Annotated in this window: 1 protein-coding gene; it reads left to right on the top strand. The window is 39.0% G+C overall.

Going from position 1 to position 485, the window contains the following annotated elements; translation table 11 throughout:
* On the top strand, positions 1-485 hold a 485-nt coding region (locus tag E5983_RS09450), incomplete at both ends, for an SspB-related isopeptide-forming adhesin (RefSeq protein ID WP_331251116.1).

Raw genomic sequence — 485 nt, 5'->3', positions numbered from 1 at the left:
AATACCTTCACAACACTTGTGAACACTCCTAAGGGAGAATACAAGGTTGTTTCAAATACTCCAGTTATCTACACTCCTGGTGTCGATCCAGAGGATCCACGGAAAACTCCAACTGGTGAAAATCCAACACCAGATGATAACTTGATTCAGCCGAAAAAAGATGTGATTGACCCAACAACAGGAAAATCAATCAATGGTCAATCCGTCCTTCCAAATTCTGAATTGAACTACGTCTTGACTCAAAACTTTGATCAGTACAAGGGAATTGAAGCTTCTAAAGATTCGATCCTTAAATCTAATCTCTATATTGAAGATTATCTAGATGAAGCTCTTGATGGTAAATCCATGAAGGTTCAGTCTATTAAGGCTGCGAATGGCGATGATGTCAGTCAGTTGCTTGAGATGTATCATGTGCTTTCTCAAGATGCTCTTGATGAAAAACTTCAAGCTATTGTTAAAGAGTCTGGTATTTCTCCAGTTGGCGA

It is taken from the genome of Streptococcus danieliae, assembly GCF_009767945.1.
GTDB lineage: Bacteria > Bacillota > Bacilli > Lactobacillales > Streptococcaceae > Streptococcus > Streptococcus danieliae.
This window is presented reverse-complemented; position numbering and strand designations above follow the sequence as displayed.